We start from the raw sequence: 23,021 nt of genomic DNA on the forward strand, positions 1-23,021 counted from the left end.
TTTTTTCCAACGTTCACAACGCTCGATGACAAGTAAATGGGGCCGCTTCGATGCGCATCAAGGGCTAAACCAAAAAAAAATTTTTACCTTTGGCCCTGTCGGGATCAAAGAACGCTGCCACAACGCTGAATATGATGCGTCGCCTTGCTCCCCTCAGGGAGCAGGACGAAATCCGTTTATTACATCAACGATCATTTTACTGCCGAGGAACTATGGCAAATTCAACGCTGGCTAACCCTGCCCCGCTGGGATTAATGGGATTTGGCATGACGACCATTTTGCTGAACCTGCACAACACGGGTCTGTTTGCCATGGACGTGGCGATTTTAGCCATGGGCATTTTTTATGGCGGAATTGCGCAGGTGCTGGCCGGTCTGCTGGAGTTTAAAAAGAACAACACTTTCGGGCTGACCGCCTTTACCTCTTACGGCATGTTCTGGTTAAGCTTTGTGGCGATTCTGCTGTTACCTGAAATGGGTCTGGCAAAAGCGCCTGACGAACGTTTCCTGGGGGCCTGGCTGGCACTGTGGGGCATTTTCACGCTGTTTATGTTCGTCGGTACGCTGAAAGGTGCGCGGATGCTGCAGTTTGTTTTCGGCTCGCTCACGCTGCTGTTTCTGCTGCTGGCCGTGGCTCATCTTATGCACCTGCCGGCGCTGGTGGTCTCCGCGGGCTGGGTCGGGATACTCTGTGGAGCCAGCGCCTGCTATCTGGCGATGGGTGAAGTGCTGAACGAAACCTTTGGCCGCACCATTCTGCCGATTGGCGCGAAATCACTCTAAGCCTGCCTTTACGCATAAAAAAGACGCGGAGCCTGGCTCCGCGTCCCCGCATTACAAAGAGTTAATCCCCTGCTGCAGGCCAGGCTCGTGGCTGACATCACGCCGCAGCCAGATCCCCGTCAGCAATCCTACCAGCGCCAGCGCCATCACATACCAGCAGGGTGCCATCTCTGAGACTTTCATCAGCAGCGACACAAAGATCGGTGTCAGCCCGCCAAAGATCGCATAGGAGAGGTTGTAGGAAAATGAGAGTCCGGTAAAACGCACTTCTGCCGGAAAGGCGCGCACCATCACAAAGGGCACCACGCCGACGATACCGACGCTGAAACCCGCCATGCCATAAAGCAGGAAGAGCTGCTGTGGATAGAGGGCAGTCAGGTGATAAAACTGCCAGCTACAGATCGCCAGCAGCAGGCTGCCGACACACAGCGTACGACTGGCACCAAAGCGATCGGCCGCGAGTCCGGCAATAATGCAGCCAATGCAGAGCATCACGGTGGCGATGCTGTTGGCCTGCAGGGTCAGCGCAGGCGCGATGCCCTGCTGTTTTTGCAGCCAGACCGGCGACATCAGGATCACCACCACGATGCAGGCGGAAAGCAGCCAGGTCAGCAGCATAGAGATGACAATCGACTTTTTATGCTCTGCCAGCACGGTCTTCAGCGGCAGGGTTTCCGCCAGCGCTTTACGCTGCTGCATCTCAATAAACACCGGCGTCTCATGCAGCCAGCGACGCAGGTACATCGCGACCAGCCCGAACACGCCGCCGAGGAAGAAAGGGATGCGCCAGCCGCCATCATGGATCGCCTGCTGCGACATTGAGGTATTGATCAGCGTGGCTACCAGCGACCCCAGTAAAATGCCGATAGTCAGCCCGGCCGTCAGCGTGCCGCAGGCGATGCCGATACGTTTATAGGGCACGTGTTCCGCGACAAACACCCAGGCGCCCGGCACTTCACCGCCAATCGCCGCGCCCTGTAACATCCGCATCAGCAGCATCAGCAGTGGCGCAGCAATGCCAATCGTCTGCCAGGTGGGTAAAGCGCCCATCATCAGGGTCGGCAGCGCCATCAGCAGAATGCTCAGGCTGAACATCTTTTTGCGCCCGAGCTTATCGCCAAAATGCGCCATCACGATGCCGCCCAGCGGACGAGCCAGATAGCCTGCGGCAAAAATGGCAAACGTCTGCAACTGACGCAGCCATTCCGGGATATCTGAAGGGAAAAAGAGTTCGCCAATCACGGTGGCGAAGAAAACGAAGATGATGAAGTCGTAGAATTCCAGCGCGCCGCCCAGCGCGGCCAGCGCCAGGGTCTTGTAATCCTTACCGGTCAGACGCTGAGTGTGAGTCGGATTCATAATATTCCAGAGGCAAAAGAGATAAAGTTGTAAAGATCTTATTACTATACCGTCAATCTTTTGCCACACCAGCAAGGCTATAGCTTATGCCTGAAATGGGGAATATTTAGTTATTTATCTCACGTATAGCGCTTTTAGGCCGAAATGCTGCTACTACGCTGGAATGCGTTTCGACGTAAGGCCCTTCCAGCAACTGTAAACAATAAGGTACAGATGCAAAGATGCCGTGAACTTTTACGTTGCCCTGCTCATCCTTCAGCCCTTCCAGCGTCTCTTTGATCGACTTCGGCTGACCAGGCAGATTGAGGATCAGCGACTGCTTGCGGATCACCCCGACCTGACGCGACAGAATCGCGGTCGGTACGAACTGCAGGCTGATCTGGCGCATCTGCTCACCAAAACCAGGCATTTCACGATCGGCAACGGCTAAGGTGGCATCGGGCGTGACATCCCGTCGGGCCGGACCGGTGCCGCCGGTGGTTAACACCAGATGGCAAAAACGTTCATCGACCAGTTCGCAAATCGCCTGCTCAATCATCGGCTGCTCGTCGGGCACCAGTCGGGACTCAATCTCAAACGGGCTGCTGATTGCGCTGCCGAGCCAGCTCTCCAGCGCGGGAATACCCTGATCCTGATAAATGCCGTTCGCGGCGCGATCGGAGACCGAGATCAGGCCAATGCGTAATGTATTCATGATTAGCTTCGCTGTGATTTACCGCGGTGCGGTTGGAGTAAAAGGGGAATAGCCGAGAGGATAATATAAAGTGAAAGGGTCGGAAAAGGGAAAACCGTGGCAGCCTGCGCCGCCACGGTCAACAGATTACAGCAGTTCTGCCAGCATCTTCTCAAGTTTGCCCTGATCAACGGCAAAATTGCGGATACCTTCTGCCAGCTTCGCAACCGCCATAGGATCCTGGTTGTGCTGCCACAGGAACTCAGACTCGGTCATGCGCGCCGGACGCGCTTTCACTTCGCCGCTGTAGCTCAGTTTACGCTCCAGGGTGCCTTCGCTCTCCGCCAGCTCTTTCAGTAGCGCAGGAGAAATGGTCAGACGGTCACAGCCAGCCAGCTCGATAATTTCGCCGACGTTACGGAAGCTGGCGCCCATCACCACGGTTTCATAGCCGTGCTGCTTGTAGTAGTTGTAGATTTCAGAAACTGAAACCACGCCTGGATCTTCGTGCGCGGCATACTCTTTCTTGTCAGTATTGGCTTTGTACCAGTCGAGGATACGGCCAACAAACGGAGAGATCAGGAACACGCCCGCTTCAGCACAGGCACGCGCCTGAGCAAAGGAGAACAGCAGCGTCAGGTTACAGTTGATACCCTCTTTTTCCAGCTGCTCTGCAGCACGGATGCCCTGCCAGGTAGAGGCCAGTTTGATCAGGATGCGGTCGTTGCTGATACCGGCATCATTGTAGAGTTTGATCAGGCTGCGGGCTTTGGCGATGCTGCCTTCAGTGTCGTAAGAGAGACGCGCATCCACTTCCGTCGAGATGCGGCCTGGGATCAGTTTGAGGATTTCCAGACCAATGTTCACGGCCAGCTTGTCAGAAACCAGCTGCAGCTGCTCTTCTTTGTTGCTGCTCTGATCACGCGCCCAGCCGATCGCTTCATCGATCAGTTTACGGTATTCAGGAATTTGCGCGGCGTTGAGAATCAGAGAAGGGTTGGTGGTGGCGTCTTGTGGCTGATACAGCTTCATGGCTGCAATATCACCGGTGTCGGCGACGACGGTGGTGAGCTGACGCAGGGAGGTAAGTTTGTCCGTCATGTTCTTTTCTCTTAGTTAACTGTCAGTGTGAAAAAAGGCTGTTGCGATAATATCACGCGGCAACGGTGGCGCAAGGTCAGGGAATGCCGTTTACGATAGCGCGAACAAATAGGTGTGATTCGTCATTCTTTGCGGCTTTTTTGGTACACTGCGAAGCCTGATAAGCAGCCAATGCCCTGTTAAACCAGGCATTAACCGAGGAAGCAACTATGTTGATGGTGATCTCTCCCGCCAAGACGCTGGATTATGAAAGCCCGCTGGCGACAACGCGTTTCACCCAGCCTGCGCTGTTAGAAAAGTCACAACAGCTGATTGAAATTGCGCGCGAGCTGTCACCCGCCAGCATCGCCTCGTTAATGGGCATCAGCGACAAACTGGCGCACCTGAATGCCGAGCGCTTTAACAGCTGGCAGCCCGATTTTTCCCCTCAGAATGCCCGTCAGGCAATTCTGGCGTTCAAAGGTGATGTCTACACCGGTTTACAGGCAGAGACCTTCAGCGATAAGGATTTCGATTTTGCTCAGCAGCACCTGCGTATGTTGTCAGGCCTGTATGGCGTACTGCGTCCACTCGATTTAATGCAGCCTTACCGTCTGGAGATGGGCATTCGCCTGGCGAATCCGGCGGGCAAAGATCTCTACACCTTCTGGGGCGATCTCATCACTGAAACGCTGAATGCCGCACTGGCGGAACAGGGCGATGAGGTGCTGATCAACCTCGCCTCGGACGAATATTTCCGGGCGGTTAAGCCGAAGACGCTGCGGGCACAGATGATTAAGCCGGTGTTCCTCGACGAAAAGAATGGCAGTTACAAAGTGATTAGCTTCTATGCCAAAAAGGCGCGTGGATTAATGAGTCGCTATGTGATTCAGCAGCGCCTGACGAAGCCGGAACAGCTAAAGGCGTTTGATCTGGATGGCTATCGTTTTGATGCAGCCAGCAGCAGCGAGAGCGAGCTGGTCTTTAAGCGCGCAGAGCAGTAACACCCCGCGCCCTCTGCTTTCCACAAACAGGCTTCCCGCAACCGGGAAGCCTTTCACAGGTTTACTTCAGCAGAAACGCCCGCAGCGAGGCGAAATCACCCTTCATCTGATGCGACAGCAGCGGCAGGTCGGCGCGCTCCGCTAACTCCGGCGGCAGCGTCAGGGTCTGTTCAAGGATCGCTTCCACACTTTCGCGGAATTTCGCCGGATGCGCGGTTCCCAGGAACACACCATACTCCCCTTCCTGCAGCTGATCGCGCAACAGACGCCAGGCAATGGCGGCATGCGGCTCGGAAATGTAGCCCATCTCAGCCAGTTCACGCATGGCGGCGCGCGTGGTCTCATCCGAGACCGCACCACAGGCCAGATCGGTTAAGCGCCAGGTTTTACGGCGGAACAGCTCTTCCACACGCGGCCAGTTATTAGGCTGGCTGACATCCATGGCATTCGACAGCGTAGAGACCGTCTGGTTTGGCTGCCACTCGCCGTTGCCCAGGAAGCGCGGCACCGTGTCGTTGGCGTTGGTGGCGGCGATAAAGCGTTTGATCGGCAGGCCCAGCGATTTCGCCAGCAGACCGGCGGTCAAATCACCAAAGTTGCCGCTCGGCACTGATACCACCAGCTGATTACGTTTTTCCTGTGGCAGCTGTGCGACCGCTTCAAAGTAGTAGCAGATCTGCGCCAGCAGGCGGCTGATGTTGATGGAGTTAGCCGAGTTCAGGCCAATCGCGCGCTTCAGCTCTTCGTCATCAAACGCCTGTTTCACCAGCGACTGGCAGGCATCAAAATCGCCGTCGATAGAAATGGTTTCGATGTTGCCGCCCAGAGTACAGAAGAGTTTCTCCTGCAGCGGACTGATTTTGCCCTGCGGATAGAGGATCACCACGCGCACGTTCTTCATGCCGTAAAAGGCGTGCGCCACGGCCGCGCCGGTATCACCGGAGGTGGCGGTGAGAATGGTGATCTGCTCATCTGAGCCTGAAAAATACGACAGCATCTGCGCCATAAAACGGCCGCCGAAATCTTTAAACGCCAGCGTCGGGCCGTGGAACAGCTCCAGACAGGCGATATCTTCGCTGACGGCTTTCACCGGGGCCGGAAAAGCAAAAGCGGCTTTAACACGCTCATGCAGCTGCTGGGCCGGAATCTCGTCACCAATGAAAGCCGAGAGAATTTTGCTGCTGCGGCTGACAAAATCCATCTCCAGCATCGCGTCGATGTCGGTCAGTTCAAACTCCGGCAGTTCCAGCGGAAAGAACAGACCCTGCTGCGAACCCAGACCCTGTTTCACCGCCTGGGCGAAGCTGACCTGCTCGTTGTGATCCTTAAGATTGTAGAGTTTCATGCGTTATCCCAATTGTCGTGCGCCAGCCGTGTCGAGACGGCAGATATGGACGAAGCCTTCATCATTCTGCAGATAGTGCTGGCTCAGCCAGTCAGCCATCCGCTGTGCCGTTTCCATCTGATTGCAAACGGCGAAAAGTGTCGGACCAGAGCCTGAGATACCGCACGCCAGTGCGCCAATATCTTTCGCGGCCTGCCGCGCCTCGGTGAAGCCTGGCAGCAGCCGGGTCCGGTAAGGTTCGGCAATCACATCCTGCATAAGTTTAGCTGCCAGCTGCGGCTGACGCGTATGGCAGGCGTGAATGAAGCCAGCCAGCAAGCGGCCATGCCTGATGCAGTCCTCTTTGCGGTACTGCGCCGGTAAAATGGCGCGCGCTTCTGCGGTTGAGACTTTAATGCCCGGATAGGCCATCACCCACAGCCAGTCATCAAAGCCCGGCACCGCCTGGCTGATAATGTCATTCTCCTGCAGCATCAGCTGAATGCCGCCGAGGAAGCAAGGGGCGACATTATCATAGTGCACGCTGCCGGAGATTCGCCCTTCCAGCTCACCCATCAGGGTCAGTAACGTGCTGTCGCTGAGAGGCTTGCCGCAAAACTCGTTCATCGCCATTAAACCGGCCACCACCGAGCAGGCGCTGGAACCCAGCCCGGAGCCGATGGGCATGTTCTTCTCCAGCGTCATCGCCACCGGGATCGCTTTGCCGATTTCCTGGCAGAAACGCTGCCAGCACTGGTAAACAATATTCTCTTTCGGATCGGCGGGCAGCTTACTGACAAAACGTCCGGCGTTGGTCAGTGAAAACTGCTCTGCCGCTTCCACGGAGACGCAGTCACCCAGCAGGGAGCCATCTACCGGCGAAACCGCCGCGCCCAGCACATCGAAGCCGACACTGACGTTACCAATCGAGGCCGGTGCGTAAATTTTTACCATGATTAAACTCCCAACTTCCATGACAGCGTCCGCAGCAGGTCGGCAAAGACACCAGCCGCTGTGACATCATTTCCTGCACCGTATCCGCGCAGCACCAGCGGAATCGGTTGATAGTAGCGGCTGTAAAACGCCAGCGCATTCTCGCCGTTTTTCACCTTATAGAGTGGATCGTTGCCGTCAACGGCGTCGATCTTCACTTTGCAGATGCCGCCCTCTTCAATCACGCCAACATAGCGCAATACTTTGCCTTCATCCTGCGCCTGCGCAACCCGGGCGGCAAAAGCGTTATCCAGCTCAGGCAGACGCTGCATAAACTGCTCAATGTCCTGGATTTCGGTCAGGCTGGCGGGCAGCAGCGGCTCAATCTCAATGTCGCTCAGCTCCAGCTGATGACCCGCTTCACGGGCCAGGATCAGCAGCTTACGCGCCACATCGGTGCCGGAGAGGTCGTCACGCGGATCGGGCTCGGTAAAGCCCATCTCACGCGCCATCGTTGTCGCCTGCGACAGTGACATTCCGTCATCCAGCTGGCCGAAAATGTAGGACAGCGAGCCAGAGAGGATACCGGAGAAGCGCAGCAGCTCATCACCGGCGTTCATCAGGTTCTGCAGGTTTTCGATCACCGGCAGTCCGGCGCCGACGTTGGTATCATAGAGGAATTTACGCCGCGATTTGGCAGCGGCGGCGCGCATCTGCTGATAGTAATTCCAGGATGAGGTGTTGGCCTTTTTGTTTGGCGTCACCACATGGAAACCTTCGCTGAGAAAATCAGCATACTGATCGGCGACCGCCTGGCTGGAGGTACAGTCCACAATCACCGGATTGAGCAGATGATACTCTTTCACCAGACGGGTCAGACGACCGAGATTGAACGGCTCTTTCGCTTCGCCTAATGCCGCCTGCCAGTTGCTTAAATCGATGCCGTGGACGTGGGTTAACAGCGCACGGGAGTTAGCGATGCCGCAGACGCGCAGGTCGATATGCTTTTTCTTCAGCCACGCCTGCTGGCGATGTAACTGATCCAGCAGCGCGCCGCCGACGCCGCCGACGCCAACCACAAACACTTCGATCACCTGATCGGTGGCGAACAGCATCTGATGCACCACGCGAACCCCGGTGATCACTTCATCATTGTTCACCACCACCGAGATTGAACGCTCGGAGGAGCCCTGAGCAATCGCCACGATATTGATATTAGCGCGCGCCAGCGCCGAGAAGAATTTGGCTGAAATGCCGCGCAGCGTGCGCATGCCATCGCCCACCACTGAAATCACCGCCAGGTTTTCAATGATATCCAGCGGATCCAGCAGGCCATCTTTCAGCTCCAGGTAGAACTCCTCCTCCAGCACCTGACGCGCCCGCGCCAGCTCGCTCTGCGGCACGCAGAAACTGATGCTGTATTCGGAAGAGGATTGGGTGATCAACACCACCGAGATGCCGGTGCGCGACATCGCCGCAAAGACTCTGGCCGCCATCCCGACCATCCCTTTCATGCCAGGACCGGAGACGTTGACCATCGCCATATTATTCAGGTTGGTGATGCCTTTTACCGGGTTCTCATCCTGTTCGCCTTCTGCTCCAATCAGGGTGCCGGGTGCCTGCGGATTGGCCGTGTTTTTGATCAGGCAGGGGATCTGAAACTGGGCAATGGGCGCGATGGTGCGGGGATGCAGTACTTTGGCGCCGAAATAGGAGAGCTCCATCGCCTCCTGATAGGACATCGACTTCAGCAGGCGCGCATCCGGCACCTGGCGCGGATCGCAGGTATAGACGCCATCCACATCGGTCCAGATTTCACAGCAGTCGGCGCGCAGACAGGCGGCCAGCACAGCGGCTGAATAGTCAGAACCGTTACGGCCCAGTACGACCAGCTCGCCTCGCTCGTTACCAGCCGTGAAGCCTGCCATCAGGATCATGTTCTGCGGCGGAATCTGACTCGCTTCAATGCGACGGGTTGATTCGGCGATATCGACAGTGGATTCAAGGTAGTGGCCGACCGCCAGCAATTTCTCCACCGGATCGATCACGCTGACCTCATGGCCACGCGCCTGCAGCAGCGCTTCCATGATCGCAATCGAGAGTTTTTCACCGCGGCAGATAATCGCCGCGTTGACGCTGTCCGGGCACTGTCCCAGCAGGCTGATACCGTGCAGAACCTGCTTCAGCTGCGCAAACTCCAGGTCAACGCGGGTTTTCAGTCGATCGTACTCAAAGCCCGGCTGCGCGTCAGCCAGTCCCTGCAACAGCTCGCTGAAGATGCGTTCGGCGTCGCTGATATTCGGCAAAGCATCCTGACCACTGATGGTTTTTTCAATCATCGCCACCAGATGGTTAGTGATCTTTGCTGGCGCAGAGAGCACGGTTGCAACCTGTCCTTGTTGCGCATTACTTTCCAGAATGTCAGCGACGCGAAGAAACCGCTCCGCATTCGCTACCGAGGTCCCGCCGAATTTCAGCACTCGCATAATATAAACTCTCCTGAATTTAAGCCGAAAAAAAAGCCCGCACTGTTTAGGTGCGGGCTTATTTTCTGTTTTTCCTGTATGCGTCAGCCCGCACCGTTACCTGTGGTAATGGTGGTGGTAATAATTGTGGTGTTCAGGCTGATTTTACGCATTTAGATTTATTTTCTGTCTGTTTTTGTCTGTCCGTCTTGCTTCCAGAAGTAAAGCAAAGCGCACATTAAGTCAACCCGATTTGTCCGGCGGACAGATTTCCACCACTGCGCACAGCCACCGGTGAAAGCGTAAAACGCTGTTCGATCGGTTGCTATGCAGAAATTCCCTGCGATCTGTTGCTGTAAAATCAGCTTTTTGCCGAGGATTTATCTGTGAGTTTTTTTTCAATATCGTGCAGCAGACGATGCAGCATCGCACTGTCGCGCTGTTCCAGCAGCCCCACCCGCTGATCAATCCAGTCTGACAGCTTCTCATCATCACTGACCTCCAGTTGCGCCAGCAGCTGATGGAAACGCTGACGCAGCGCCTGCAACTGCTGCCCATCCGCCGCAGAGGCTTTTGATGCCTCAACCTGATTCAGCTTCGACAGCTGATAGCAGTAGACCATCACCGCCTGTCCGAGATTGAGTGAAGGATAGTCATTCGCCATCGGGATGCCGGTCAGCAGGTCTACAAGCTCCAGCTCCTCGTTGGTCAGCCCGCTATCTTCGCGGCCAAACACCAGCGCCATACTGTTTACCCACTGGCGTTTCTCCAGCAGTTGCGTTTCAACCTGCTCCGGTGTGGCGTAATAACGAAACTTTGCCCGGCTGCGCGCGGTGGTCGCGACCGAAAAATCGATGTCCGCTAACGCGTCGGCCAGGGTTGCAAAGGTCTGAACGTTGTCGAGAATTTCGCCGGCACCATGTGCCACCCGGCGCGCTGCGGGATCCTGCCAGGCGTCACTGGCAACGATGCGCAGCTGGCTGAATCCCATGGTTTTCATGGCACGCGCCGCAGCGCCGATATTTTCTGGCCGCGCGGGCGAGACGAGAATCAGGGGAAAAAGCATATTTATTCCATTGGTCCATTAACATAACGCCATATTAACATGGCTGTTAATGATTCAGTCGCCAGAAGGTAATAAGAAAATCGTGTGTTAACCATGTTAAAACTGGTTAAAAGTGATGGCCTGAATCTTTTTATCCCTGAAACGAGCTTTATTAAAGAAATCATTATTAAACCATTTAACTTCAACGAGATAGAATGTGATTTCCGGCGGGTTTTATTTTGGCCCGACTGCGTAAAAAATGTAACGAAAATGATGCTTTTTGTGAGCTAAACAGGCAATCTGCGAGAAGTTTTTCACAAAAGTGTTAACGTGCTACAATTGCATTTGATATAAGTCAACGAAGCGTTGTTTTTATGCTTATCGGTTGTAGTTGGTGCTGTTAGGTTGCTGTTAATACAGTTAGGATATGCGCCATTATCATTAACGCCCGGGGCATGCAATTTTCATCCTGACTGGCTGAGCTAATACTGTTGTTGACGTTGATAGATGGCTTATCAAAATATGATTTCGTACAACGGTTCAGCGCGGCCCGCCGCTCTCGATGATGGAGAACGCCATACCGCTGTACGCCCTGTTTTCAATTTGTTGGCAAATTTTAGGTAGCTAAACATGCAGACCCCGCACATTCTTATCGTTGAAGACGAACTGGTCACGCGTAATACCCTCAAGAGTATTTTTGAGGCGGAAGGTTATGTGGTGTATGAGGCGACTGATGGTGCTGAAATGCATCAGGTGCTGACCGACAATGACGTTAACCTGGTCATCATGGACATCAACCTGCCCGGTAAAAACGGCCTGTTGCTGGCCCGTGAACTGCGTGAGCAGGCCAATGTCGCCCTGATGTTCCTGACCGGCCGTGACAACGAAGTCGATAAAATTCTTGGTCTGGAAATTGGCGCTGACGACTACATCACCAAACCGTTTAATCCGCGTGAGCTGACTATTCGTGCCCGCAACCTGCTGTCGCGCACCATGAATCTGGCCATGCCAGGCGAAGAGCGTCGTCAGGTAGAGAGCTACAAGTTCAACGGTTGGGAGCTGGATATCAACAGCCGCTCACTGATCAACCCGAACGGCGAGCACTACAAACTGCCACGCAGTGAGTTCCGCGCCATGCTGCACTTCTGCGAAAACCCGGGTAAAATTCAGACCCGTGCCGATCTGCTGAAAAAAATGACCGGCCGCGACCTCAAGCCACATGATCGCACCGTTGATGTCACCATTCGTCGTATTCGTAAGCATTTCGAATCAACGCCGGACACGCCAGAGATCATCGCCACCATTCATGGTGAAGGTTATCGCTTCTGCGGTGACCTGCAGGATTAAACCCCTGTCAGACGCGGCAAATAAAAAACGCCCCTGCGGGCGTTTTTTTTGTCCTTAGTGTGACGGCATAATCAGTGCCACGGCATAATTGGCACGGCGCTAATCGCATTTTTCGGTGAGCCATCAACCACTTTATCGGAATAGGTCAGATAGACCAGGGCGTTGCGCTTTTTGTCGAAGAAGCGTACAACCTGCAGCTTCTTGAAGATCAATGAGGTGCGCTGGCGGAATACCACTTCACCCTCTGCTTTGCCCTGCGCGATTTTATCACTCAGTTCGACCGGACCCACCTGCTGACAGGAAATCGCGGCATCAGAGGTATCTTCTGCCAGACCCAGTCCGCCTTTAATACCCCCGGTTTTCGCCCGGCTGATATAACAGGTTACATTTTTAACGTCCGGATCATCGAAAGCCTCAACGACAATCTTGTGGTCAGGCCCGAATATCTTGAATACCGTATCAACAGAGCCAATCTGTTCGGCAAACAGCGGGCTGGAAAAGGTCAGCGTGGTCAGCGCAGCGATCATAAGTCGGAATATTGTCATGGAGTTACCATTGCAAATGGAATAGATGAGAATGTAATGTACTGTTAATCGAGTTAATGACCAAACCAAAACGGGTTGAAGCCCGTACTGATTTAGCACAACCTTCCCCGGAAAACGGCCCACGTCTTTTGAGCAATGAGTGCTAATATTCTTCGAATGCTTTTAGCTGCACCACCAGAGTATGAGGATGTTTTATGGACCAAGCCGGTATCATTCGCGATTTGCTTGTCTGGCTGGAGAGCCATCTGGATCAACCCCTTTCACTGGACAATGTTGCCCAGAAAGCCGGTTACTCTAAATGGCATTTACAGAGGATGTTTAAAGACGTAACCGGACACGCAATAGGTGCCTATATTCGTGCGCGTCGTCTGTCTAAAGCCGCCGTGGCGCTGCGCCTGACCAGCCGCCCGATTCTGGACATCGCACTGCAGTATCGTTTTGATTCACAACAGACTTTTACTCGCGCATTCAAGAAGCAGTTTGCTCAGACACCGGCGTGGTATCGCCGCTCTTCAGACTGGAACTCATTCGGTATTCGTCCCCCTATTCGCCTGGATGATGAGACGCAGCCGGAACCGGCTTTCGTCACCTTACCGGAGACGGTGCTGGTAGGACAAACCCAGAACTACACCTGTATTCTGGAGCAGATTTCCAGCTACCGCGACGAAATGCGTATTCATTTCTGGAAGCAGTTCCTGCTGGAAACCGACACGGTGCCGCCGGTACTGTATGGCCTGCATCAGGTGCGCGCCAGCCAGGACAAAGATGATGAGCAGGAGATTCTCTACACCACGGCGGTGCCTGCTGACAGCGCGGTCAACCTGCACTCCGGGCAGAACGTGATTCTGGAAGCGGGCGACTACGTGCAGTTCACCTATACCGGCCCGCGCGTCAATCTGCAGGAGTTTATTCTGCTGCTCTATGGCACCTGCATGCCGACGCTGGGGCTGACCCGCCGTCAGGGACAGGACATCGAACGCTTTTACACCGATGGCGGTAAAAAACGCGCTGAGCCACCGACCGAGATCCGTTGCGAATATCTGATTCCCATTCGCCGCCAGACCGTAGCCAGCTGACGTTAAGGCTGCCGTCATCGCGACGGCAGCCTTAAGTAAATCAGCGTTGAAGCTCGTCGAGTGCAGGCGCATCCAGATGGGAAATATCCCCCGCCGTCTCGACAATCCAGCCTTCTGCCAGCCAGGCGCTCTGCTGATAATCAACACGTGAGAGTGAGCAGTTACGCAGACGCAGACGACGTTCCGCATAGGCGGGCAGACCGAGGATCGTGCTGACCAGCGCCCCCAGCGCCATACCGTGACTGACGAGCAGTGGACGGCTTCCGGCAGGAAGATCAAGACAGGCATTCAGCGCGGCGTGCATGCGCGTCGCCATCTCAGTCATCGACTCCCCTTCAGGAATACGGCCCCCTTCGGTGCCGTTGACCAGCGTGGCGCGCCACTGCTCTTCTTCCGCGGTTAAGCCATCCAGCGGACGCTTCTCCAGCACCCCCATATTCAGCTCACGCAACCGCGGATCAAGCGTGACTGAGCAACCGCAGGCATCCGCAATAATCTCCGCGGTGCGGCGCGTTCGCCCCAGATCGCTGGCAATAATGTGCGTAATGCCCAGATGTTTCACGCGCTCACCCACCTGCCAGGCTTGCTGCTCACCTTTTTCCGTCAGCGGACTGTCGGACTGACCCTGAATGCGACGCTCCGCATTCCATACCGTTTCACCGTGACGAACAAGATAGACCTGTAGCATGTTAGTTTCCGTTATACTGCGACAAAAATCGCTTTAGAGCTTACCCCATCAGGCGTCATTGTTGCAGTCAGTCTGCACACGGAGAGCGCGAAACAACCGGCGCGTACGGAAAGTACGTGAGGATTGTGAGCACTGCCCGGGTTCAGAATGACAAATCAAACAGCCCGATAGGCCAGGCGCTTAATCACCTGAGGGTTCAACCAATTATGTACCATGTTGTCGCAGCCACCACCAATCCAGCGAAAATTCATGCGATTGCTCAGGCATTCAACGACGTTTTCGGCGAGGGATCCTGCCATATTGAAGGGGTCGAGGTCGATAGCGGCGTAGCAGCACAACCGTTAACCCATCTCGAAACGCGAACTGGCGCACGTCAGCGCGTGATGAATGCCCGGCAGGTCCGGCCAGAAGCGGCGTTCTGGGTAGCGATTGAGGCGGGCATTGAAGATGACAGCGCGTTTGCCTGGATGGTGGTAGAAAATCAGAAGCAGCGCGGCGAATCGCGCTCGGCCAGTTTCACCCTGCCGCCGGTGGTGCTGGCGGGTCTGCGTGAAGGGCGGGAGCTGGGCGAAGAGATGGCGCGGTTAACCGGCATCGAAAATATTAAACACCAGGGTGGCGCTATCGGGGCGTTCACAAACGGCCTGCTCAGCCGCTCCAGTGTCTATCATCAGGCACTGATTCTGGCGCTCTGCCCGTTCATCCATCCGCTTTACCAGCAGTGATCAGGCGCGTCCCAGACGCGCCTCCAGCCAGCGTTTCAGCTCCGGCGGCGCCTCTTTCAGGCTGTTCGAGCCACGTGTAATGGTCGCAATGCCAACGCCAAGCTCATTTTTCAGTTCACGCTGGCTCATCTCGCCGTTCATTAACTCTTCGATAATCCGCAGGCGGGTGCCGAACGCTTCCCGCTCGTCGGGCGTCATCATCAGTTGCATCAGTGGCAGCGCATGACCATCAGCAAAGGCCTGCTGCATCAGCACGACAAAGCGTTGCCAGCTATCTTCTGCCGGATGCGCATCGGTGGGGGAATCAGAATGGGTCATGAAGAGGCTTCCGTACTCGCTAAAGAGTACGGAAGCTTAGCACAGCTAGTAACGGCGATTCCACTCAGCATCTGACAGGATCTTGTCAGGCTTGCCCATGAAGTGACGATAGTAGGCGTCGTACGCCAGCACATTCTTCACATAGCCGCGCGTTTCAGAGAACGGGATGGTCTCGATAAACGCGACGGCATCAAGATTGCCCGCACTGGTTTTCTGCCAGCTTCGCACCCGGCCCGGCCCGGCATTGTAGGCCGCCGAGGCGAAAATCCGGTTCTGATTGAACTGCTGATAGACATATTCCAGATACTGGGTGCCGATCTGAATATTGGTTTCCGGATCGAGCAGCTGGCTGGTGTTGCTGTAGCCAGGGATGTTATACATCTTCACGGTATGCGCCGCCGTGGCAGGCATAATCTGCATCAGACCGCTGGCGCCGACCGGTGAACGCGCTTTCGGATTCCAGGCGCTCTCCTGACGCGAAATCGCCATCGCATAGCTCGGCGGGATCTGCTTCACCGCGGTATTGCGCTCATAGACGCTCTGCCACGCCAGCGGGAAACGCTCTTTCAGGCTGTCCCACATTTTGGCAGTGATGGTCGCCTGCACGCTGAGATCCCACCAGTCCTGCTCATTGGCGTAGCGCGCCAGCATCTGCTGCTGCGTGTGCGTACGGCTGCCGATCAGATTGCTCCACTCGCTGCGCGCCAGGTTATCCAGTCCCCAGTACATCAGCTCGCGAACGCGGGCCAGCTCCGGTCCCTGCACCGTGGCACTGTCAGGCTTCGGCGCTTCATCCACCTGCAACGGGTAGTCAACGCCCAGCCGCTGCGCGGCCACCATTGGATAGAAGCCACGCGCCTGCATCAGTTTGCGCAGGATCTCTTCCGCTTCCTCTTTGCGATCTTTCTCAAACAGCAGATCGGCTTGCCAGTACTGCCACTCATCTTTCTCTTTGGCTTCCAGCGGCAGACGGGCGATCCAGGTGTTAAGGCCGCGTCGGTCATGCTGAGAGAGTGCCAGTCGTACCCGGCGTTCTACCAGCGCGGTAGACTCGCTGTTCATCACCACCGCATCGCGCCAGCGTGCCTGCTCAGAGGTGAGATCGCTGCCCATCATGCGCCAGACCACAATCTCCTTCAGCGCCTGCTCATCCTCCGGCCCCATCTTCTGCGCCCGGACCAGGATCGGAATCAGGCTGCGGGCATTTTCCATGTCCTGCCGCGCCACACGCGTAAAGGCGTAAATCGTCGCCTGGCGGGTAAAGTCGGTTGGCCCGACGGCGCTGGCGAAGGTACTGACCGTTAACGGGTCCTGCTGCAGGGCCTGTATCGCGTCAGACATGGTCTGATAGTCAGTTGGCAACGTTTTCGCCAGATAGCTCACCAGGCTGTCGTTGCCTGCTTTCATCGCCAGCCGGATACGCTCCAGGATCGTAATTGGCGAAATCTGACCGGACGCCTGCCAGACCGAGAAGAGCTTATCGCAGTCCGCGGGCAGCGCCGTGCCACGCAGCCAGATCTGCTTCGCGCCGTCAAACGCGGCCTGCTGCTGACCGGTGGCCCATTTGGCGTAATACCAGTTACAGCGTGCCTGCACCGGCTTAGGTTCAGTCGGACTGAAGTTCAGCACCCCCTGCCAGTCCTGTCGGTAAGCCAGCACATTAATAAAGCGGGTGCTGAGCGAACGCGCGGGTGGCAACGTTGGATACTGGCGAATAAAGTTCTGTACCGCCAGGGTGGTCTCCTGATCGAGATCCTGTGCCAGCAGGCGATATTGCAGATAAGGATAGAGCGGATAATCCTGTAGCGTGGGCAACAGCTGATCCACGGTGGCCATCTGATTGCTGTCCCAGGCCTGTTTAATTTGTTGATAACGTTGCCGTTGTTGATCAAGCGAATCGGCCCATGCGCTGCTGGCCGTGCCGGCCATGCAGATCCCTATTATCCAGTTACGCCACTTCACCACGTAAATCTCCTCTGTTGCTGGGGCCGGCGAGTTGCCAGACAGTCTTCATGCTAACCAGGCCACCGGACTCTTGCCATGTTCTTCACAAAATTTACGCACACGAAAGGTAAACGCACCGTCATCGCTCAGCGTGCGCGCCGTAATTGTGCAAATTATCATCAGAAAATCTTATCACTGCACGCATTAAACTGTTGAATCATTGCGTTAAAAAAGTGGCACAGCCTTTGCTCTGTTGAATTCCATCTTGTATACCAGCTGGAATTCTTCGTATGACTTCAACCTTTGGCCTGACGCTTCACGCCTGGCAGCAGCGCTATCAGCAGGCGCCGCAACAGATTACTTCGCTGCTGAGCGCACACCTGGCGGCTCTCGACACGCACGATAATGCCTGGATCTATCTGGCGACACCGGAGCAGTTAGCGGCTCAGATTGAGCCACTGCTGGCGCACTATCAGCGCGATCCCGGATCGCTGCCGCTGTTTGGTGTTCCCTTCGCCGTCAAAGACAACATTGATGTGGCGGGCTGGCCGACCAGCGCCGCCTGCCCCGCCTTTACCTATACCGCCAGCGAAGACGCGGTAGCGGTCGCCCGGCTGAAAGCCGCCGGCGCGATAGTCATCGGCAAAACCAACCTCGATCAGTTCGCTACCGGCCTGGTGGGCACCCGCTCCCCGTTTGGCGCGGTCAGTAACACCTTTGATGCCGATTACGTCAGTGGCGGCTCCAGCTCCGGCTCCGCGTCGGTGCTGGCGCGCGGGCTGGTCGCATTTTCACTGGGCACCGATACTGCGGGATCGGGCCGCGTTCCGGCGGGCTTTAACAATATTGTCGGACTGAAGCCGACCAAGGGCTGGTTCTCTGCACGCGGCGTGGTGCCCGCCTGCCGCCTCAACGACACGATTTCAGTGTTTGCGTTGACGGCAGAAGATGCCTTTAGCGTCGCCAGCGTCATGGGTGGCTATGATGCCGGTGACGCCTATTCGCGCATTAATCCGCGCACCGCCCCGGCCAGCCTGCCCGTCCATCCCCATTTTGCGGTACCTTTGAACCCGGAGTTTTTTGATGATGCCGCCGCCGAAGCCGCCTGGGACCAGGCGCTGGAGGCGTTGCAGGCGGGTGGCGTGACGCTACACCCTATCGACTTCACCCCGTTCCGGAAGCTGGCTGAACAGCTCTACTACGGTGCCTGGGTCGCTGAACGCACGGCGGCGGTGGGCGGGATGCTCGATCGCCCGGCGGAGATGGACCCGGTGGTACACGAGATTATCGCCAGTGGCCTGAAATACAGCGCAGTCGATGCCTATAAGGCGGAGTATCTGCGGGCCGAACTGACGCGTCAGATTCAGCAGACGCTGGCACAGTTTGACGCGCTGGTGGTGCCGACCTCGCCCACGATTCATACCCTGGAGGAGATGAAGCAGGAGCCGATTCACTACAACTCGCAGTTTGGCACCTATACCAACTTTACCAACCTTGCCGACCTCGCCGCGCTGGCGCTGCCCGCACCGTTCCGCAATGACGATCTCCCGGCAGGCATCACGCTGATTGCGCCCGCCTGGCACGATCGGGCGCTGGCTGAGTTTGGCATTCGCTGGCAGCAGCAGCTTGCTCTGCCGCTGGGCGCGACCGGCCAGCCCTGCCCTGCCTGGCGCACCAGCCTGCCCGCCTCCGCCGACCATGTCCGGCTGGCGGTAGTGGGCGCGCATCTCACCGGAATGCCGCTTAATTTCCAGCTCACCGATCGCCATGCCGTCTGGGTGGAAGAGACGAAGACCGCGCCACACTATCGCCTGTTTGCCCTGCTGGAGGGCGCGATCAAAAAACCCGGCCTGATGCGTGACGAACAGGGCGCCGCTATCACCGTGGAGCTGTGGGATATCCCGCTGGCGCGCTTTGGTGAGTTTGTGGCGGAGATTCCCGCACCGCTGGGCATCGGCAGTCTGACGCTGGCGGATGGCCGGGTGGTGAAAGGCTTTATCTGCGAAGGTGCGGCGCTGAACAACGCGCTGGAGATTACTGAGACGGGCGGCTGGCGCGGCTGGCTGGCATCACAGGGGAGTCACTGATCATGTTCACCACCGTACTGATTGCCAATCGCGGCGAAATCGCCTGCCGCGCCATTCGGACGCTGAAGCGCCTTGGCGTCAAAAGTGTCGCGGTCTATTCAGATACTGACCGCAACGCGCAGCACGTTAAGCAGGCGGATATCGCTATCGCGCTGGGCGGCGATAAAGCCAGCGACAGCTATCTGCGCATCGACAAAATTCTGGCGGCGGCTCAGCAGAGCGGCGCCCAGGCTATCTGGCCGGGCTACGGTTTTCTTTCAGAAAGCCAGCCGTTTGCCGAAGCCTGTGAAGCGGCAGGGATCGCCTTTGTTGGCCCCACCGCGCAGCAGATTGGTGAGTTCGGCCTTAAGCACCGTGCCCGAGAGCTGGCAGTCAGTGCGGGTGTACCAATGACGCCCGGCACACCGCTGCTTGCGTCGCTGGAGGAGGCGATACAGGCGGCCGATAAGATCGGCTATCCGGTGATGCTGAAAAGCACGGCGGGCGGCGGCGGCATTGGCCTTACGCGCTGCGCCGACGCCGGAGCGCTCGCCAGCGCCTGGGAGAGCGTACGCCGTCTTGGCGAGCAGTTCTTCAGTGATGCGGGCGTGTTTCTGGAGCGCTGCATCGATCGCGCCCGCCACGTAGAAGTGCAGATTTTTGGTGACGGTAACGGCACTGTGGTCGCGCTGGGTGAACGCGACTGCTCACTGCAGCGCCGCAATCAAAAGGTGGTGGAAGAGACGCCCGCGCCCGGCCTGTCTCCGGCGACGCGTGACGCCCTGCTCGCCTCGGCGGTGCGGCTCGGCGAGCGGGTTAACTACCGCAGCGCAGGCACCGTGGAGTATATCTACGACGTCGACCAGCAGGCCTTTTACTTTCTGGAAGTGAACACCCGCCTGCAGGTGGAGCATCCGGTCACTGAGTGCGTCACCGGACTCGATCTGGTGGAGTGCATGTTGCAGGTGGCGGCGGGCGATGCGGTTGACTGGTCACGTCTGCAGCAGGCGCCGCAGGGCGCCGCCATTGAAGTGCGGCTCTATGCGGAAGATCCACTCAAGAACTTTCAGCCCAGCCCCGGCCTGCTAACCGGCGTAACTTTCCCTGACGGCGTGCGGGTCGACAGCGGCATCGAAACCGGCAGCGAGGTCTCCAGCTTCTACGATCCGATGATCGCCAAACTGATCGTGCATGCCGACACCCGCGATGCGGCGCTGAAAAAACTTCGCCATGCGCTGGATGCCACTCAGCTGCACGGCATCGCCACCAACCTCGACTATCTGCGCCAGATTACCGCCAGCGACGCGTTTCGCAGCGGCAACGTCTGGACGCGCTACCTCGACAGCGTGGTGCCTGCCTCCTCCGTGGTGGAAGTGCTGCAACCCGGCACCTTCAGTTCGGTTCAGGACTATCCAGGCCGCCTCGGCTACTGGGATATCGGCGTGCCGCCTTCCGGCCCGATGGATGACTTCGCTTTCCGGCTGGCTAACCGCATCGTCGGTAATCATGACGCGGCGGCGGGGCTGGAATTTACCCTGCAGGGGCCGACGCTGCGTTTCCACTGTGATGCCATCGTGGCGCTGACCGGTGCTGACTGCGACGCCACGCTGGAGGGCGAACCGGTCAGCACCTGGCAGCCGCTGGCGGTGAAAGCGGGAGAGACTCTGGCGCTGGGACGCGCCCGGACGGGCTGCCGCAGCTATCTGGCCGTGCGTAACGGCTTCGACGTGCCGGAGTATCTGGGCAGCCGCAGCACCTTTTCGCTGGGCCAGTTTGGCGGTCACGCCGGACGCACCCTGCGGGTTGCCGATATGCTGGCGATCTCCCAGCCTGAGCGGGCAGCCTGCACCACGCCTGCCCCGGTCAGCGATCCGCAGCCGCTCGATGCGGCGCTGATTCCGCACTACGGCAGCGAGTGGCGCATCGGCGTGCTCTACGGCCCGCACGGCGCACCGGATTTCTTCACCCAGGCCGCCATCGATGCGTTCTTTGCCAGTGACTGGCAGGTGCACTACAACTCCAACCGCCTCGGCGTGCGGCTGGTCGGCCCGAAACCGACCTGGACCCGCGCCAACGGCGGCGAAGCGGGCCTGCATCCCTCCAACGTTCACGACTGTGAATATGCCATTGGCGCGGTCAATTTTACCGGCGACTTCCCGGTGATCCTGACGCACGACGGCCCGAGCCTCGGCGGCTTTGTCTGTCCGGTGACTATCGCCAAAGCCGAGCTGTGGAAAGTGGGCCAGGTTAAACCTGGCGACACCATCCGCTTCCACCCCATCACCGCAGACGATGCGCTGGCGCGGGAAAAAGCGCAGATGCATCTGATTGAGACATTGCGGCCTGAGCATCCGCCCACATTTGCCGTGCCGTCACTGGCCGAAACCGCCCACGGTTCCGCCACGATTCTGGCCGCTCTGGAGGCCACGACCAGCACGCCGAAAGTGGTCTATCGCCAGGCGGGCGACAAATATGTGCTGATTGAGTATGGCGACAATGTACTGGATCTGGCGCTGCGTCTGCGTGTCCATCTGCTGATGAATGCGCTGACGGCGCAGGCGGAGCCTGGCGTAGAGGAGCTGTCGCCTGGCGTGCGTTCGCTGCAGGTGCGCTACGACAGCCGCATCATTCACCAGTCCGGGCTGATGTCGCTGCTGCTGGCGCTGGAAGCGACGCTGGGCGACGTCAGCACGCTGAAAGTGCCCTCCCGCGTGGTGTGGATGCCGATGGCATTTGAAGACAGCGCCACGCTGGGCGCCGTCAGCCGCTATCAGGAGACGGTGCGCGCCAGCGCCCCCTGGCTGCCCAACAACGTGGACTTTATCCAGCGGATTAATGGCTTAAGCAGCCGCGATGAGGTGCGCGATACCCTGTTCAACGCCAGCTATCTGGTGCTGGGGCTGGGCGACGTCTACCTTGGCGCGCCCTGTGCCGTTCCGATCGATCCACGCCATCGCCTGCTGAGTTCCAAATACAGTCCGGCGCGCACCTTCACCGCCGAAGGTACCGTAGGGATCGGCGGCATGTACATGTGCATCTACGGCATGGATTCGCCCGGTGGCTATCAGCTGGTGGGCCGCACGCTGCCCATCTGGAACACCTTCCTGAAAAATCCGCAGTTCGCTACCGATGCGCCGTGGCTGCTGCGCTTCTTCGATCAGGTGCGCTTCTATCCGGTGAGTGAAACCGAACTGACCCAGCTGCGCGAAGATTTCCGCGAAGGCCGCGCCAGCCTGCGTATTGAAGAGACGCAGTTTGATTTTGCCGCCCACCAGCAGTTCCTCGCCGACCACGCCGCTGAAATTGCAGCGTTCCGCCAGCGCCAGGCCGCCGCCTTTGAACAGGAAGTGCAGCTATGGGCGCAGGAGGAGCAGAACGCGCCGCCGGAGGATGAAACGCGCGCCAGCGTCAGCGAAGAGGAGGAGAACGGGCTACCGGTGCAGGCGGATCTCAATGGCAACATCTGGAAAGTGCTGGTGCAGCCGGGCGACGAGGTCAGCGCCGGGCAGACGCTGATTATCGTGGAGGCGATGAAGATGGAGCTGGCGATTATCGCCCCGCAGGCCGGTCGTGTGACGCGGATTGCCTGCCAGGCGGGCCGTCCGGTCAGTCCTGGCGATAACCTGCTGTGGCTGGAATAAGGAGCG

Annotated in this window: 19 protein-coding genes and 1 other annotated feature; of the genes, 7 read left to right on the forward strand and 12 right to left on the reverse strand. The window is 57.4% G+C overall.

Going from position 1 to position 23,021, the window contains the following annotated elements:
* Nucleotides 1–212 precede the first annotated feature (212 nt).
* Nucleotides 213–782: an acetate uptake transporter gene (gene satP, locus ACXKZD_RS16300; RefSeq protein WP_010253696.1), complete on the forward strand. Its 570-nt coding sequence runs from the start codon at nucleotides 213–215 to the stop codon at nucleotides 780–782.
* Nucleotides 783–833: 51 nt separating this feature from the next.
* Here satP and ACXKZD_RS16305 read toward each other — a convergent pair whose 3' ends face one another.
* From ACXKZD_RS16305 to tal, 3 genes are all read right to left on the reverse strand, one after another.
* A complete protein-coding gene (locus tag ACXKZD_RS16305; protein WP_340279153.1) occupies nucleotides 834–2,141 on the reverse strand; it encodes an MFS transporter in 1,308 nt (435 codons plus the stop codon).
* 106 nt (nucleotides 2,142–2,247) lie between these two features.
* A complete protein-coding gene (mog, locus tag ACXKZD_RS16310) occupies nucleotides 2,248–2,835 on the reverse strand; it encodes a molybdopterin adenylyltransferase (protein WP_010253692.1) in 588 nt (195 codons plus the stop codon).
* Between the two features lie 126 nt (nucleotides 2,836–2,961).
* Nucleotides 2,962–3,915, reverse strand: coding sequence for a transaldolase (gene tal / locus ACXKZD_RS16315; protein ID WP_010253690.1), 954 nt, complete (start codon nucleotides 3,913–3,915; stop codon nucleotides 2,962–2,964).
* A gap of 209 nt (nucleotides 3,916–4,124) precedes the next feature.
* Here tal and yaaA point away from each other — a divergent pair, with 209 nt between their 5' ends.
* Nucleotides 4,125–4,898, forward strand: coding sequence for a peroxide stress protein YaaA (gene yaaA / locus ACXKZD_RS16320; protein WP_192034196.1), 774 nt, complete (start codon nucleotides 4,125–4,127; stop codon nucleotides 4,896–4,898).
* 61 nt (nucleotides 4,899–4,959) lie between these two features.
* Here yaaA and thrC read toward each other — a convergent pair whose 3' ends face one another.
* The 5 genes from thrC to ACXKZD_RS16345 form a co-directional block, all read right to left on the reverse strand.
* Nucleotides 4,960–6,243 (reverse strand): threonine synthase, encoded by a 1,284-nt coding sequence (gene thrC, locus ACXKZD_RS16325; protein ID WP_033756508.1) that lies wholly within the window; start codon nucleotides 6,241–6,243, stop codon nucleotides 4,960–4,962.
* A gap of 3 nt (nucleotides 6,244–6,246) precedes the next feature.
* Nucleotides 6,247–7,176: a homoserine kinase gene (gene thrB / locus ACXKZD_RS16330; RefSeq protein ID WP_010671694.1), complete on the reverse strand. Its 930-nt coding sequence runs from the start codon at nucleotides 7,174–7,176 to the stop codon at nucleotides 6,247–6,249.
* 2 nt (nucleotides 7,177–7,178) lie between these two features.
* Nucleotides 7,179–9,641 carry a bifunctional aspartate kinase/homoserine dehydrogenase I gene (gene thrA / locus ACXKZD_RS16335; protein ID WP_010671695.1) on the reverse strand — a complete coding sequence of 821 codons (2,463 nt, stop codon included), beginning with the start codon at nucleotides 9,639–9,641 and terminating at the stop codon, nucleotides 7,179–7,181.
* Between the two features lie 26 nt (nucleotides 9,642–9,667).
* Nucleotides 9,668–9,786, reverse strand: a sequence feature (Thr leader region).
* A complete protein-coding gene (gene thrL, locus ACXKZD_RS16340) occupies nucleotides 9,725–9,793 on the reverse strand; it encodes a thr operon leader peptide (RefSeq protein WP_071591720.1) in 69 nt (22 codons plus the stop codon). It overlaps the preceding feature by 62 nt.
* 188 nt (nucleotides 9,794–9,981) lie before the next feature.
* Nucleotides 9,982–10,686 (reverse strand): tRNA/rRNA methyltransferase, encoded by a 705-nt coding sequence (locus ACXKZD_RS16345; RefSeq protein ID WP_010253680.1) that lies wholly within the window; start codon nucleotides 10,684–10,686, stop codon nucleotides 9,982–9,984.
* 609 nt (nucleotides 10,687–11,295) lie between these two features.
* Between ACXKZD_RS16345 and arcA the strand changes: the two genes are divergently transcribed.
* Nucleotides 11,296–12,012, forward strand: coding sequence for a two-component system response regulator ArcA (gene arcA / locus ACXKZD_RS16350; RefSeq protein ID WP_010253677.1), 717 nt, complete (start codon nucleotides 11,296–11,298; stop codon nucleotides 12,010–12,012).
* Nucleotides 12,013–12,083: 71 nt separating this feature from the next.
* Here the strand turns inward: arcA and creA are convergent, their stop codons facing one another.
* Nucleotides 12,084–12,557, reverse strand: coding sequence for a protein CreA (gene creA, locus ACXKZD_RS16355; RefSeq protein WP_010253671.1), 474 nt, complete (start codon nucleotides 12,555–12,557; stop codon nucleotides 12,084–12,086).
* 194 nt (nucleotides 12,558–12,751) lie between these two features.
* On the opposite strand from creA, the gene robA reads away from it, so the two are divergent.
* Entirely contained in the window at nucleotides 12,752–13,633 is an 882-nt protein-coding gene (robA, locus tag ACXKZD_RS16360; protein WP_033756504.1) for an MDR efflux pump AcrAB transcriptional activator RobA, read from the forward strand.
* Between the two features lie 40 nt (nucleotides 13,634–13,673).
* On the opposite strand, the gene gpmB is transcribed toward robA, so the two are convergent.
* Nucleotides 13,674–14,321 (reverse strand): 2,3-diphosphoglycerate-dependent phosphoglycerate mutase GpmB, encoded by a 648-nt coding sequence (gene gpmB / locus ACXKZD_RS16365; RefSeq protein ID WP_010253664.1) that lies wholly within the window; start codon nucleotides 14,319–14,321, stop codon nucleotides 13,674–13,676.
* A 206-nt stretch (nucleotides 14,322–14,527) separates the two neighbouring features.
* Here gpmB and yjjX point away from each other — a divergent pair, with 206 nt between their 5' ends.
* Nucleotides 14,528–15,046 carry an inosine/xanthosine triphosphatase gene (gene yjjX, locus ACXKZD_RS16370; protein WP_010253660.1) on the forward strand — a complete coding sequence of 173 codons (519 nt, stop codon included), beginning with the start codon at nucleotides 14,528–14,530 and terminating at the stop codon, nucleotides 15,044–15,046.
* Here yjjX and trpR read toward each other — a convergent pair whose 3' ends face one another.
* Nucleotides 15,047–15,364, reverse strand: coding sequence for a trp operon repressor (trpR, locus tag ACXKZD_RS16375; RefSeq protein WP_010253656.1), 318 nt, complete (start codon nucleotides 15,362–15,364; stop codon nucleotides 15,047–15,049).
* Nucleotides 15,365–15,409: 45 nt separating this feature from the next.
* Nucleotides 15,410–17,329 (reverse strand): murein transglycosylase, encoded by a 1,920-nt coding sequence (sltY, locus tag ACXKZD_RS16380; protein ID WP_033756501.1) that lies wholly within the window; start codon nucleotides 17,327–17,329, stop codon nucleotides 15,410–15,412.
* Between the two features lie 269 nt (nucleotides 17,330–17,598).
* On the opposite strand from sltY, the gene atzF reads away from it, so the two are divergent.
* Nucleotides 17,599–19,395 carry an allophanate hydrolase gene (gene atzF, locus ACXKZD_RS16385; protein WP_488981735.1) on the forward strand — a complete coding sequence of 599 codons (1,797 nt, stop codon included), beginning with the start codon at nucleotides 17,599–17,601 and terminating at the stop codon, nucleotides 19,393–19,395.
* A gap of 2 nt (nucleotides 19,396–19,397) precedes the next feature.
* Nucleotides 19,398–23,015: an urea carboxylase gene (gene uca, locus ACXKZD_RS16390; RefSeq protein WP_488981736.1), complete on the forward strand. Its 3,618-nt coding sequence runs from the start codon at nucleotides 19,398–19,400 to the stop codon at nucleotides 23,013–23,015.
* Nucleotides 23,016–23,021: the final 6 nt, after the last annotated feature.

The organism is Pantoea sp. ABR1s, assembly GCF_057812235.1.